Source organism: Ohtaekwangia kribbensis (genome assembly GCF_042676245.1).
In the GTDB taxonomy this organism is placed as follows: Bacteria; Bacteroidota; Bacteroidia; order Cytophagales; family Cyclobacteriaceae; genus Ohtaekwangia; species Ohtaekwangia kribbensis.
This window is the reverse complement of record NZ_JBHTKA010000003.1, coordinates 116621-129483: the sequence shown is the minus strand read 5'-3', so window position 1 is coordinate 129483 and position 12863 is coordinate 116621. Positions and strand designations below refer to the sequence as shown.

10 protein-coding genes are annotated in these 12863 nt (G+C 44.6%); 4 read left to right on the top strand and 6 right to left on the bottom strand.

From position 1 onward, the window contains the following. Positions 1-53: 53 nt before the first annotated feature. From ACFQ21_RS11085 to ACFQ21_RS11075, 3 genes are read right to left on the bottom strand one after another with little or no spacing between them, the layout of a single operon-like run. Positions 54-1595 (bottom strand): hypothetical protein, encoded by a 1542-nt coding sequence (locus tag ACFQ21_RS11085; RefSeq protein WP_377578925.1) that lies wholly within the window; start codon positions 1593-1595, stop codon positions 54-56. Next, a complete protein-coding gene (locus ACFQ21_RS11080; protein WP_377578923.1) occupies positions 1534-3159 on the bottom strand; it encodes a hypothetical protein in 1626 nt (541 codons plus the stop codon). Before ACFQ21_RS11080 ends, ACFQ21_RS11085 begins: the two co-directional genes overlap by 62 nt. Before the next feature lie 8 nt (positions 3160-3167). Then, the gene (locus ACFQ21_RS11075; protein WP_377578921.1) at positions 3168-3572 is read right to left on the bottom strand and encodes an EVE domain-containing protein; all 405 of its coding nucleotides are present in this window, start codon (positions 3570-3572) and stop codon (positions 3168-3170) included. A gap of 201 nt (positions 3573-3773) precedes the next feature. Here ACFQ21_RS11075 and ACFQ21_RS11070 point away from each other — a divergent pair, with 201 nt between their 5' ends. Then, entirely contained in the window at positions 3774-5981 is a 2208-nt protein-coding gene (locus ACFQ21_RS11070; protein ID WP_377578919.1) for a YCF48-related protein, read from the top strand. A gap of 17 nt (positions 5982-5998) precedes the next feature. On the opposite strand, the gene ispE is transcribed toward ACFQ21_RS11070, so the two are convergent. Together ispE and ACFQ21_RS11060 are read right to left on the bottom strand one after the other, a co-directional pair. Continuing rightward, entirely contained in the window at positions 5999-6832 is an 834-nt protein-coding gene (gene ispE / locus ACFQ21_RS11065; RefSeq protein ID WP_377578917.1) for a 4-(cytidine 5'-diphospho)-2-C-methyl-D-erythritol kinase, read from the bottom strand. Positions 6833-6877: 45 nt separating this feature from the next. After that, positions 6878-7690 (bottom strand): enoyl-ACP reductase FabI, encoded by an 813-nt coding sequence (locus ACFQ21_RS11060; protein WP_377578915.1) that lies wholly within the window; start codon positions 7688-7690, stop codon positions 6878-6880. A 207-nt stretch (positions 7691-7897) separates the two neighbouring features. Between ACFQ21_RS11060 and ACFQ21_RS11055 the strand changes: the two genes are divergently transcribed. Next, a complete protein-coding gene (locus ACFQ21_RS11055) occupies positions 7898-8632 on the top strand; it encodes a hypothetical protein (protein ID WP_377578913.1) in 735 nt (244 codons plus the stop codon). A gap of 41 nt (positions 8633-8673) precedes the next feature. On the opposite strand, the gene ACFQ21_RS11050 is transcribed toward ACFQ21_RS11055, so the two are convergent. Beyond that, a complete protein-coding gene (locus ACFQ21_RS11050) occupies positions 8674-10830 on the bottom strand; it encodes an ATP-binding protein (protein WP_377578911.1) in 2157 nt (718 codons plus the stop codon). 54 nt (positions 10831-10884) lie between these two features. Between ACFQ21_RS11050 and murI the strand changes: the two genes are divergently transcribed. After that, on the top strand, positions 10885-11694 hold the full coding sequence (murI, locus tag ACFQ21_RS11045; protein ID WP_377578909.1) for a glutamate racemase: 810 nt from the start codon (positions 10885-10887) through the stop codon (positions 11692-11694). 76 nt (positions 11695-11770) lie between these two features. Beyond that, positions 11771-12859, top strand: coding sequence for a complex I subunit 1/NuoH family protein (locus tag ACFQ21_RS11040; protein WP_377578907.1), 1089 nt, complete (start codon positions 11771-11773; stop codon positions 12857-12859). Positions 12860-12863 lie beyond the last annotated feature (4 nt).

The following is a 12863-nucleotide window of genomic DNA, read 5'->3' as shown; positions in this document are numbered from 1 at the left end:
GGCAAATATACGTGTTTAGGTGTTTACGTGGCTACGGCATTGCGCTGAAAAAATCATTCGTAGCTCACCTTGTTGATAAAAAATACCCTGCGCTTGCCAGCCGTGGGGTTAACAACTTCCTGCACGCCAAAGGCATAGAAATAATCTTTATACCAGTAATCAAGCTTGGCTATATCGGTGTCTTCTCTTTTGATCACCTCATTTTTAATCGGAGTTTTGATCGGCTCGGAAGATTTTCCTTCCAGCACCTCGTTGTCTTTAATGATCTTGGAACGAAGTTCATTTTCAAAAAGATACAGCAGCGCGATCTTGTCATCCTGCGTTTCCAGCTTTACAAACTGCTCCAGTGTAAATGTTTTTACATCGTTAATCTCAAAGCTGTTGTCCCATTGAATGTTGCCGTTGTGATCGAACCCCATGACCACAGCATGCGTGTAGTAATAGCCATCGAAGATACGGCCATCGCGTATGTAGGAGCCCTGTGTAAAGCCACTGCTGAAGAAGCCGCTATAGCCACGATTATCGATCGAAGTATATTTCGGGTAGAATGCTTCGCCCAGCAAAATATACTGGTTGTTGTAAGGCACGAGTTCATGCACCATGAAGCGATAATTGAAACGGATCTTTTTCCCCTTTATTCGCTTGCGTTCAATGCGAGCCTTTACCCGTTGCTCACGTTTGGCCTTCATATACTTGAAGAAGTTTTCGAGATCCGAGAAGTAATAATAACGAAGTCGTTGCAGGCCGGCCGGGTCGATGGTGGCGATAAAAAGTCCGCGGGCATATTCGGAGTTTCGCGTTCCGAACACACCGGCAACCACCTGCATGTTGTTATTGGTTTTGAGTGATCGTGCAAAGATGAGGTGTTTGTTATCTTCGGTATCCAGTGCATAATTACTGAGGAGATCCGCATCGGCATCGTAACTTTTTATCCAGATGGTTTTCATGCCTTTGATGCCGCGGGCACTGATGAGTACATCAAAACTTCCGTTGGGATATGTTTTGATTTGCGTAAGTTCACCTGCTTCGTTGAGCAGGCCCGGAAGTATACGAGCCTTTTGTGTGGTGAATGAAAAGTATATTACCACCGGCACGCGGTTGTAGTAGCCGCCAATCAACGCACCGTTTTGTGTGAGTTGAAATTCAGAAGGAGTAAATGGAATAAAGTTCCTGATCGGGTACCGTATAAAATTACCGGTTGCCTGTTCGATGGTGACGAGTTCAAAATCATTCTTTGAAAAATCGATATAGCGGAACAACAGGTAGAGCCGTTCACCTTCCGAACGCTTGCCCACCATAATATAGCGCTTGTTAACCGCCAGGTATCCATGCCACGCTTGCTGAAAGGCGGTATCAAGTTTGGCAATCTCTAACTGATCGTCAGGAAAACCACCGAGACGTCTTAATAAAAACAACCCGTATTGATGCGCGGGTATAACTTCGAAGCGTACATCATTCTTCGAGAACGGAATTTCAAAACGGGCGGATTGCACAACCTGACCGGAGGCCGCCAGGCTTATGATGATGAGCAGACTAGTATACCACCACTTTGTTAATGTAGAAGACATCGCGCACGCGATCGTCTTTGGTAACATTGCGAATGGTTTGGTAGCCCCAGACATAAAAGGTGTTGTTATACCACTGTCGTACTCCGCCTTCATAATCTTTCTCCGAGCGGATGTCATCGGCCGGATCACTCGTCTTTATTTTTTCAGTAACAACCGAGGCGGTGTCTTCCGAGAGAACAACAGACTTGATATTAAGTTCGGATTCTTTCTTATATAGGATGGAAAGTTTTGATCCGGTTACACAGAAGTCTGAAGCCTGCTCTACCGATGCCATTTTTACTTCATCTAATTTAATACTTTGATCCCACATTACTTTGCCATTTGCATCAAAGGCAATAACAACGCTTTCATTGGTTTTTATCTCATCTGCACTTTTTGAATTGGAACCATACGGGTAGGGGCGGTACATGCGACTCATACCCGGATAATAATAGCCCGGAAAGTACGGATTGAATCCATACGGCCCATATGAATATGGATTGTAATAGTACGGACTGCTATAGTATGGATTCAGATTGCTGGACGGTGAGTATACTTCCGCCAGCAGTAAATATCCGTCTTTATACTCCGTTACTTTAAATGGCATAACGTAGTTGATGAAGTTTGGAATTTCACCACGCTCGTGCGCTTCCCGCGAAAGCGTTTTTACCCGTTCAGCGCGTTTGGGATTCAGGTAGTCAACGTAGTGTTCAAGCTGACCGAAATCAACGCGCAATATTTTTTGATCGCGGAACGGATCGATCGGTAATGCAAAGAGTCCGGTAGATTGCTTCGAATTTTTTTCTCCCCATGTACCGAGCACCATCAGTTCTTCGCGCTCCAGTGTGCTGGTTATACCAGCCTGCACCGTGATGTTCTCTTCGATGGGTACTTTATCTTCCAGCAGCAATTCGCCACTGGTGGTATAGGTTCTGAAGATGAGACTGCGTTCACCTTTGGTGCCACGATCTACGAGCACGGTATTGAACGTTTGGTTCTGATTGGTGCGCAGATCAACAAGCTCGGTATCTTTTTGAAAGAAACCTGGTACAACTTTAATGAGTCCGCTGGCGAGTTCATATAAAAAGATAGCAGGCTCGTTGTTAACATAGCCACCAAATGCAAAGCTGTCGCCTGTCTTGGTAAAATGCGTGAGTTTAAAATCAAGATCAGGTTTTATAGTATACCGGCTGGTTTCATCGGCCGATAGTTTTACCTGTATCAGTTCAAAATCATTTTTGTTGGTTTCACCGGTGCGGTATAAAAGAAAGATAGAACCCGGAGCAATTTCATAGCCTATCATTTTATAGCGCTCCTTGATTTCAAGCTCGATCACTTTCTTTTCCTGTAGTGCAGTGTCCAACAGTACCAGCTCCCATATACGGTTGCTGCCTTTATACTTGTCGCGCTCGCGGAACAAGGCAAGACCTTCTTCCCTCAGCGATATAACATGATAGTAGTCGTCAGAATTTTTTTGCTGTCGCTCGAAGCGTTGCGGCTGAAGGGTCTGGCTATACAGATCCAAGGATATAAGCCATGCTATACCGGTTATTAAACATACAGACCAGATGTTGCTGGCAGAAATTGTTATTGCTGGAAGCTTGCCCTTCATACCGTATATCATTTTCCTTCGCTTAAGGCTAGTACCATATCAAACTCTTCTTTCTTTACAGGCTGTACTGAAAGTCTGGAGACACGCACCAGCGCCATATCTTGTAAACGCTTGTCACCTTTTATTTGTGCAAGTGTCACCGGAGTTTTAAATTTTTTCTCAGGAGCAATATCCACGACAGACCACTCGTTGTCGGTTGGGTCCGGGTAAAATTCCTTTACAATCTTTGCTATACCTACAATAGCTTTACCTTCATTGCTGTGGTAGAAGAACGCCAGGTCTCCTTTCTTCATCGCTTTCAGATTGTTACGTGCCTGGTAATTTCGTACGCCTTCCCATACCGTTTTCTTATCGCGTACAAGATCATCCCATGAGTAAACATCCGGTTCGGATTTCATCAGCCAATAGTTCATACAGTTGCTTTCGTGTTGGTTTCTAAATTTACAAGAAACACATCAACATCAATTCATACAAGGTTTAATTTTTATTTCACCTCCCAACTTTACCAGAGGCACGCGTGTCAATGAGGTGTAACGATTTGGTTGGTGCTGTACCCCCACCGTTGTTTCAGAGCAAACCACATCGTTATCTAAAACCCCAAACCCTCTCTTATTATGAAACGACTTTTGTTGTCAGGCTATTTGCTTGTCATTTTTTATCCGTTATGTGCACAGTGGCAGACTATACATCCGAAGACAACCTTCAACCAGTTTTTTGCCCGGGCGGTTATGCCGCGCAACACATCGTTGTACTATGCACTTGGTAATACCATGGGCATCTCTGCTGATGGCGGATATACCTGGAGTGCGCAGGCAATAAATGGTTTACCGGTACACATTACGGCCGCAACCCGTTATTATGATATAGTTTTTCCCAGCGAACAGGTGGGATATTTTCTGCACCAGAACCAGGTATATAAAACTACCGATCGGGGTGCGAGCTGGCAGAAGGTGCTCGATATAAAACAATCGCACACGCACTATATGGCTAGTGCTTTTTTCAGTGCCCTATATTTCATAAACGATGATCATGGCTATGCGGTAGGAGAGTTTCAAAAAATATTCCGCACCAGCGATGGCGGTCTCACATGGCAAACACTAAGCTGGTCAAACGACACGGCTCCCTATATAAGCTATTCGGATGTTGAATTTCTGGATGCGAACACCGGTTTTATTTCCGGGTATGAAGTAGACAACATCAGCACGAACTTCGGCTTTACTGAATTTGTAATGAAGACTACCGATGGGGGTGAACACTGGACGCGCGTTGAAGTGCCTACGGACCTGGAGAATCGCGAGGTAAAGCTTCAATTTGTAAACAGCGATGTTGGTTTTGCTCGTGTTACACGTTCACAGTACGGTGATGATCTTTTTGTAACAACAAACGGAGGTAAATCATGGGAGAAAAATTCGCTCGACAGTTTACGCGATATACATGCCGCTTACTTTGTTGATGAGAAGATTGGCTTTATGTATGGCAGAGATTTTAAATACACCATGAAACTTTTCCGTACAGACGACCAGGGGAAAAGCTGGGAAAATATAGCCATACCTGTATTTAGCGGACAGGATGAAAATATTATCACGGATATAAAATTCTCTGATCACACGCATGGTTACGCCGTAGGCTCTGCCGGAAATATACTCACCACACAGGATGGCGGTAAAACATGGAACGTCCGTAATCGCGGATACCCGTTCTTTTATGCCAGCGATTTTACAGATGATAAAAACGGATACGCTTCTTCGGGCAAAGGATTTTTCAAAACAACCGATGGTGGTAATTCATGGCAATATGCAGAGGGCTCAGATTCGCTGGCCATTCTCGACATGGACTTCAAAAATTCTGATGATGGTATATTTTACGGTTTTCGTGATAGTTACTTTCATGTGAAGGACGGTGCTACGAAGATCGAACCGATTGAGCTCCCGGTAAATTTCATGTCGTTATCAGAAGCGATTGTGGAGGGCGATTCATTGTTTGTCAGTGGAACTACATTAGCACCTTCGGGAAATGTATTGTTGAAATCTGGTGATCGTGGTAAGAACTGGCAGGTGTTACCGATACACGAAGAGGATGATTTTATCGTAGAGCTAAATCGCATCGGCTCTAAATTTTACCTGGGCACAACGCAGTCTATACTACACTCGGGTAATGGGGAAAGTTGGCAGCAGGTGAAATCTTTTTCATTCGAATACCTGGAGTGCATGACGTTTGCAACGGAACAAGTTGGCTTTGCAAGTATAGGCGGCAAAGTTATGCGCACACACGATGGTGGCATAAACTGGTATGAGGTTGGTACATTCCCCAAGAATATACTCATCCATAAATTTCTGGTGGCCGATTCCAAAGTTGTTTTTGCATACGGAGCGAAGTATATAGAGGGTGCGTACTATGGTGCAATCTGGAAGTCAATCAACTTTGGTATGACGTGGACAGAGGAGTCGCTACCGGTGTTAGTAGACGAGGCTATAGCGGATATGAGTATTGTTGGAAAACACGTTTTTGCCGTGGGGGGCTTCGGTCAGGTGTTTCGCACGGAGTTAACCGAAGTCATTACCGATGTGGAGGGACATTCATTCTCATCCCTGGCTATATTTCCGGTACCCGCTTCGCGCTATCTCAATTTTGAAATTCCCGAAGATGAAGTTGCTGAACAGATATACCTTTACGATCTGCAAGGCAATGCATTGAATGTTTTGTATGAGAAGGATGAATCACGCTATCAACTTGATCTGGCCGGACATACACAAGGGCTGTATATACTTTATGTTGCTACCAATAAAAATCAATATCGGCAGAAAGTTGTCAAAACCAATTAAGCAAAGTTTAAATATAGCTATGAGAGTAATCCTTTCCAGGAAGTATATCCTTCCGGAATTGCCATCGTAACATCGCGTTCGAAGATGCCGAATACGGAAGCACCCGAGCCGCTCATGCTGGCATATATAGCACCGTGCTGATAGAAAGTATCTTTCAGATCGGCAATGGCAGGGTATTTTTTGAAAACTGATTCTTCGAAATCATTTTTAACAACGTGCCTCCAGTCTGCCAGTGCGTATGTTTCCAATATTTGTTGGAGCGGCATAGCAGGTTGTGCAGGAGATATACCGGCATACGCTTCGGCAGTAGATACATGAACCGGAGGTTTGATCAAAACCAGGTATTTACCCTTTAGTGAAAGCGAGGCGGGCTGAAGTATTTCTCCGCGGCCTGTGCCCATCATGGGGGTGTCCTGAATAAAGAAGGCACAATCACTTCCCAAGTGTGCGGCATACGCCATCATCTTTTCAACAGAAAGATTCAATTGGAAAACGGTGCTGAGTAAGCGTATAGTATGGGCTGCATCGGCAGAGCCGCCTCCGAGACCTGCACCTGTAGGTATAATTTTATGCAGATGAATTTTTACAGGTGCGAGATTGAAATCCTTTTGTAAGAGATGGTATGCTTTGAGACACAGATTGTCTGCATCGTTGCCCGGTATAGCAGCCCCCGAAGTTGTAAACGAAAGTATATCCGAAGGAATAATTTCCAGGATGTCTGTCCACGGTACCGGGTAAAAACAAGTTTCTAAATCATGAAAACCATCGCCTCGTTTTCGGATGATGTGAAGGCCGAGGTTGATTTTGCAGGGTGGGAAAGACACCATAGATAACTGCGAGCTGTGAGTCATGAGCTGCGAGTACAGGATGACTCGCAGCTCTGCTCATGAGTATATTTACTTTGTTAAGCGTTGGATAAGATCTTCGGTGATACCCGTTGAAGAGAAACCTCCATCGTGCATCAGGTTCTGCATGGTAACCATGCGTGTAAAATCAGAGAACAAGCTAACAATATAGTTTGCGCAGTCATCAGATGATGCATTGCCCAGAGGCGACATCATTTGTGCATAGTCAAAGAACACGTCAAACCCGGAGATACCCGAGCCTGCTGTTGTTTTGGTAGGCGACTGAGAGATGGTGTTGACACGTACTTTCTTCAGTTTACCGAAGCGGTAGCCATAGCTGCGCGCAATAGATTCCAGAACAGCCTTCGCCTGCGCCATGTCTGAATAATCAGGATAGGTGCGTTGTGCTGCTATATACGTAAGCGCAACAATAGAACCCCACTCGTTCATAGAGTCCAGTTTCTCTGCCGTCTGCATTACTTTGTGAAAAGAAACACCTGAGATGTCGAGAGTCTTCAGGAAGAAATCGTAGTTCATGTCGCCATACGGTCTGCCTTTGCGCACGTTGGGACTCATACCGATCGAGTGCAGTACAAAATCGAGTTTGCCACCCAATACTTCTACAGACTTTGAAAAAAGATTGGTAAGATCTTGTTCCGATGTAGCATCAGCCGGAATTACTTCAGCATTGCAGGCTGCGGCCAGCTCGTTAATCTTACCCATACGCATGGCAATGGGCGCATTGGTCAAGGTGAATGATCCTCCCTCTTCTTTAACTTTTAAAGCAGTTTTCCAGGCGATCGAGTTTTCATCCAATGCTCCGAAGATGATACCGCGTTTTCCTTTCAATAAGTTGTTAGCCATAGCAGTTTATGATTCTAAAATGGTTTTGTTAAAGCACAATATTACAAAATTCTGGTTGTAGCCTACGGAGTATCTGCAGAAGCGATGTGTTATAACGGGTATTTTATGCTCTTAAATGCCTAATGATTAGGGTAAAACGCATCTGCTGATTGCTGGCTAATTGACCTAAAAAATAGTAACTTTAGTTACAATCAAAAACAGAAGCCTATGGAAACTACGTCTACATTTTTCACTATGTGGGACCGGTACATGTACGCAGGCGCATCAACATGTGTGGCCCTCGGGATTATTGTTCTCGTGTATCATGAGTTTAAAGTTTATCAGATTAAAGACTATAAAGAGAAGTATGATTATGTAAACCTGAACGAGATCCGCTACTTCTGGTATGCCGTGATGGCGTTTACCCTGGCTGGTACTTTCTTCGCCAACACCATTGCAAGCCGTGCCATTGAAGCCAACAGCATGCGGTGGTTTTATGTTCGCATCTTTATTTCATTGGGACTTACTGTTATTGCCTACTTTGTTTTCTTCAGCCTCGTGAAAGTTTACTACGCAGGGTATATAGAAAGAAAACTTATTCAACTGCGTGATATGCCACGCACGTCTCCGGCCGGTAATATGATGCGCAAGCTTACGGATTCAGAAGTGCAGGAACATCACCTGGAAGGAACCAAGAAAGATGAAGTACACCTGGTGGATTATGACGTGTGGATTGACGATAAGACTGGCTTTAAGAAAATAGAAAAGTATAATGCCTATCAGCATGCAGAGGAATGTTCGGAATGCGGATACTATACCATGAAGATCGACTCCGAAGAACTTGAGGAGGCTCCGACACCATCGCGCACCGGCTTGCTTTTGAAACACTATAAATGCTCCTACTGCGGACATCGCGAACAGCACGAAGTAGTAATTGCACGACTATCCGAAAATGTTGCCTGAAATAAATTCAGTATCCTGGCAGAAGAAGAAAAAAGAAATTTTTATTGAATGATCGGAAGCTTCATGGTGATGGTTGTACCGATACCGTAATCGCTGATCAGTTCGATGCTTCCGTTCAACTTGGTGACTGCCTTCTTTACAAGGTAGAGTCCTAGTCCATTACCCTTTGATGCCTGCGAGGCGCGGAAGTACAGATCAAACAATTGAGACTGATATCGCTCTTCAACGCCTATGCCGTTGTCAGCTACGGTAATCTCGATGGTGTCGTTCAGATTTAAAATGTTAACATCGATAAATGGCTGGGCACCGGGCTGCGTTTTGCGGAAGAGTATAGAGTTTTCAATAACGTTTCGGAAAATGATCTGCAGCAACGCCACATTCGAAAGTATAACAATATCGTGCGGAATGGTAACGTGATGTGTAATGCTATATTTCTCAAAGTCTGATTCAAAATAACGCACACTGTCGTGGATCAGTTGGTTGATGTTTACCGGTTCAAGAGGCAGATCGGTTTTGTTCAGTTCATACATCATCTGCATCTTAAACAACATGCTGTCCATGCTGCGCGCGGTTTCCACAACTTTATCGAATAGTACAACTACCGAGTTTGAGTCATTGATAACATAACGAGCCACCTGGTTCAGGCCCAGCAACGTTGTAATAGGCCTGCGCATGTCGTGTGACGACCGGTATAGAAAAGTGTCCAATTCTTTATTGGCAAGTTCAAGCTCATGCGTGCGCTCCATTACTTTTTGTTCGAGCTGCGCGTTGAGCGATTGTATATACTGGTTGTTCTCCTGCAGTTTGGCGCTCTGTGCTTCCAGCTCCGTATTCTTCATTTCAATTTCATCGTGCTGCACGCGTATAACCTTCGCTATATTTCGCTGGCGCCTGTAGTTATAGATCAGGTTAATCACCAGAATTACCAGCAGTATCAATCCCACCAGGGTAGCAATAAAAATGGTGCGCTGACTGCGTATACGTTCCTGCTGAATTTCATTGTTCTTCGTAAGCAGTTCAATCTCCGTTTGTTTCTGGTCGAGGTCGTAGCTTGCCTTTACTTTGGCCAGGTTAAGCGATTCCTGCTCCTGGTATAGCGAGTCGCGCAGATCAACGTGACGATCTAAAGCTTTATAGGCAGCCGTAAAATTCCCGACAGCAGATTGATACCGTGAGTATGTTCGGTAATAATTTGCCATGGCTTTGCGCCTGTCAACTTTTTTGGGCTCGAGTGTAAACAGAACTTTGGCAGAGTCCAGGTAACGTGCCGCCATCCGGGTATCATTCATGGAAAGGTATATTTCACACAACTCGGTAGCCGCCATGCCGGCACTTCCCCATACTTTAAATTTTTTGCTGGTGTTATAGTCAGCCAGTATACTCTTGATCGCTTCCTGCGTATGGCCCAAATCTTTTAACACAACCGCTTTGTTCCCGTTGATGAGGCCGATCCAGAATTCATTGTTGATCTCCCGCGCTATAGCCTCTGCCTTTTCATAGTTAATGATCGCGATGTCGAATTGTTTAATAGCATAGTTTGCCAGTGCAATGGTGTTGTAGACACTCATCTTTTGAAACTTGCTTGCCGGAGTAATTTCACCGAGTGAAAGTTTCTCGTGGTAGTTCAATACGTTATACCCTTCTTCAATACACTGGCGGTAGTTACGGGCGCGATAGTTAATCATACAGCCTTCATAATGGCACAGCACCACGTAGCTAAACATCTTCTGCTCTTCAAAGGTCTTGGCGGCATTGAGTATATGCTGCAGACCTTCGGAGAGAAGTTCCTGCTGACTCAGAAATTCGCCAATGTTATACTGCGCAAGCGCCAATGCAAACTTATCGTTACGGTTGGAGGCTGCGAGCAGCGCTTCATCATAATAACGCAAAGCTTCTTCCTTGTTGCCGATGCGATCGTAGATGCGTGCAATGTTACGACACGCCAATACTTCGGCTAATATCTTTTTACTGTTGCGTGCTGCCGATAAAGCCTGGAATGCTGAACTAAGCGCTTGCCCGGTGGAAGCCTTGGCCAGATTTTTTTCCATGGTGTCAAAAACAAAAACCAGTCTTTCGCGCGGAGCGGTAGCAATGATGTCGACCATGCTGTCGGCACGGAGTGTATCCTGGGCAAAGATGGAGTTTATAGCCAGGCTCATGAAGAGAAATAGAATGATGATGCCCGGATTTTTATGCATGGCTCAGATACAGGTAAAGCTAAATTTAATAAAATTCGCAGCGATTTACAGAAAATGAAACTAGAGAAACAACAACCTGTTGGGGTATTTGACAGCGGTATTGGCGGACTTACCGTGGCGCACGCCATCAAAAAGCTTCTGCCTCAGGAGAGTATGATATATTTTGGCGATACCGTGCACTTGCCGTATGGCGATAAATCCGAAGCTGCGATACAGGCGTATTCAGTAAAAATTGCCGACATACTGGTAAAGAAAGGTTGCAAAGTGATTGTTATTGCTTGCAACTCAGCCTCGTCAGCCGCCTATGAATTGCTGAAGGAGTATGTTCGCAAAGATATCCACATCATCAACGTAATTGATCCAATGGTGGATTTGGTGTTGGGACAGTTTCCTGGTAAACAAGTTGGTCTTATCGGTACCAAGCGCACGGTGCAATCGGGCGTATATGCGCGCAAACTCGCTGAAGGAAATAAAGATGTAACGGTGCATTCACTGGCTACTCCATTGCTGGCACCCATGATTGAAGAGGGCTTCTTTAACAATCAGATCAGTCACGATGTAATTGCTACCTACTTATCGGATCCAATACTTCAGAATATTGAAGCCCTCATCCTGGCGTGTACACACTATCCATTGATAAAAAAAGAAATCAGTAGTTTCTTCCAAGATAAACTTGCTATACTCGATTCATCCGAAGTTGTAGCGCTGGCATTGAAACGTCATCTTGAACAAGAAGGGCTACTCAACGACCAGGCTACTGGCCAGTATCATTTCCTGGTTTCAGATTATACCGAGTCGTTCGAAGCATCGGCCGGATTGTTCTTCCATGAGACTGTGCATCTGGATAAACATCCGATGTTGTAAGAAGCTTGTTCGTTTTCATGACAGGATGAACCCGGTGGTAAATTTTTTTTCCGCATCTTAGCGCCCGGTAAATGCTATGCCCCTGACAACGTTGATTTTTATATTGCCCTTTCTGTTGGTGTATACAATATTTGCCATTTATGCCGAGCGTAAAATCTCTGCTTTTATACAAGACAGGCTCGGCCCGATGGAAACAGGGCCTTACGGATTGATACAAAGTGTAGCCGATCTGCTTAAACTAATTCAGAAAGAAGATATAATTCCTGCAGCGGCCGATCGCTGGTTGTTCAAGGTAGCACCCATTATAATTTTTGCCTCTGTGTTCGCAGGCTTCGCGGTGTTGCCACTGGCACCATCGTGGACGGGAGCCGGAATTTCTTCTGCTGTATTTTTTCTGCTGGCTATTGTCTCATTGGATGTGATCGGTATCATGATTGCCGGCTGGAGCTCCAACAATAAATATAGTGTGTTGGGTACCATGCGTTCTGCAGCCCAGATCATTTCATACGAAGTGCCGCTTGGTCTTTCGGTGCTCTGCGTGTGTATGATTTGTCAAACACTTGATCTTCAACAGATATCCTATCAACAAGGCATCTATAGTGAACAGCCGCAGTATTTGTTTGGTATAAAATCATGGGGCATAGAAACAACGGCAACCGGAGGATTTCTGGCGTGGAATATTTTCAGAATGCCCTTATTATTTATTGTCTGGGTTATTTTTTTTATTGCATCATTGGCCGAGAGCAACCGCGCACCTTTTGATTTACCGGAAGCTGAATCTGAGATTGTTGCCGGTTTTCAGACTGAATACTCCGGATTCCGCTGGGCTGTTATCATGCTGGCGGAATATGGAATGATGCTTTTAGTAAGTATATTAGGGGCGGTGTTATTTTTTGGAAGCTGGAACACGCCACTGCCAAACATCGCTGCCCTTCGGTTAGCAGAATGGACGAGCGGAACACCAGGTATGTTGAGTTCAACTCTCTGGGGCATTTTTTGGCTTTTAGGCAAGGCGTTGTTTTTTGTAGCGATACAGATATGGGTACGCTGGACATACCCTCGCCTGCGGGTTGATCAATTGATGAATTTGTCGTGGAAATATTTAACACCTTTGGCGTTAGTCCTGGTAATACTATGCGGACTTTGGAAAGTAATTTTTATTTAAAACG

What these genes read in the sequence shown, in the direction of transcription:
- ACFQ21_RS11050 (WP_377578911.1), bottom strand. Translation starts at nt 10,830, where the DNA reads ATGCATAAAAATCCGGGCATCATCATTCTATTTCTCTTCATGAGCCTG.
- ispE (WP_377578917.1), bottom strand. Translation starts at nt 6,832, where the DNA reads ATGACTCACAGCTCGCAGTTATCTATGGTGTCTTTCCCACCCTGCAAA.
- murI (WP_377578909.1), top strand. Translation starts at nt 10,885, where the DNA reads ATGAAACTAGAGAAACAACAACCTGTTGGGGTATTTGACAGCGGTATT.
- ACFQ21_RS11060 (WP_377578915.1), bottom strand. Translation starts at nt 7,690, where the DNA reads ATGGCTAACAACTTATTGAAAGGAAAACGCGGTATCATCTTCGGAGCA.
- ACFQ21_RS11080 (WP_377578923.1), bottom strand. Translation starts at nt 3,159, where the DNA reads ATGAAGGGCAAGCTTCCAGCAATAACAATTTCTGCCAGCAACATCTGG.
- ACFQ21_RS11055 (WP_377578913.1), top strand. Translation starts at nt 7,898, where the DNA reads ATGGAAACTACGTCTACATTTTTCACTATGTGGGACCGGTACATGTAC.
- ACFQ21_RS11075 (WP_377578921.1), bottom strand. Translation starts at nt 3,572, where the DNA reads ATGAACTATTGGCTGATGAAATCCGAACCGGATGTTTACTCATGGGAT.
- ACFQ21_RS11070 (WP_377578919.1), top strand. Translation starts at nt 3,774, where the DNA reads ATGAAACGACTTTTGTTGTCAGGCTATTTGCTTGTCATTTTTTATCCG.
- ACFQ21_RS11040 (WP_377578907.1), top strand. Translation starts at nt 11,771, where the DNA reads ATGCCCCTGACAACGTTGATTTTTATATTGCCCTTTCTGTTGGTGTAT.
- ACFQ21_RS11085 (WP_377578925.1), bottom strand. Translation starts at nt 1,595, where the DNA reads ATGTTACCAAAGACGATCGCGTGCGCGATGTCTTCTACATTAACAAAG.